Source organism: Roseateles sp. P5_B10 (assembly GCF_056400485.1).
In genome coordinates this window covers 1-535 of record NZ_JBFULE010001736.1, presented here as the reverse complement: position 1 = coordinate 535, position 535 = coordinate 1, and the positions used below count along the sequence as shown (strand labels likewise).

The following is a 535-nucleotide window of genomic DNA, read 5'->3' as shown; positions in this document are numbered from 1 at the left end:
CTGCTGCAGGTCCGTGTCGAACTACAGGCGGATTGTTTGTCCGGCGTCTGGGTCAATCGCGAATCGAAGAAGCGGCCCGGTTTCCTGGAAGCCGGTGACATCGATGCCGCGCTGCAGACCGCGTCCGCCATCGGCGACGATACGCTGCAACGTCAGGCACAGGGCCGCGTCGTGCCGGACTCGTTCACGCATGGCTCGGCCGAACAGCGCAAGCGCTGGTTCATGACCGGCTATCAGCAAGGCACCGTGCAGGCCTGCAACACATTTGCGACGGATCGGCTGTGATGACATCGACCGATGTGACGAAAGACTTCGTGCCACTCAACATCGCGGTGCTGACGATTTCCGACACGCGGTCGCTCGAGGACGACAAGTCCGGCGCGACACTGGCCGATCGGCTGACATCGGCCGGTCACAGGCTGGCGAAGCGCGAGATCGTCACGGACGATGTCGAAGCGATCCGCAAGATCGTGCGCGTATGGATCGCCGATCCCGGCGTAGACGCCATCATCACGACCGGCGGCACGGGATTCAC

At 63.2% G+C, this 535-nt stretch carries 2 protein-coding genes; both read left to right on the top strand.

Annotated features, from left to right (window positions below; genetic code table 11):
• On the top strand, positions 1–285 hold a 285-nt coding region (locus AC1DU6_RS35610), incomplete at its 5' end, for a neutral zinc metallopeptidase (protein ID WP_477863336.1).
• Positions 285–535, top strand: a 251-nt coding sequence (locus AC1DU6_RS35605) for a molybdopterin-binding protein (protein ID WP_477863335.1), incomplete at its 3' end; no start/stop codon positions are given. The genes AC1DU6_RS35610 and AC1DU6_RS35605, both read left to right, overlap by 1 nt.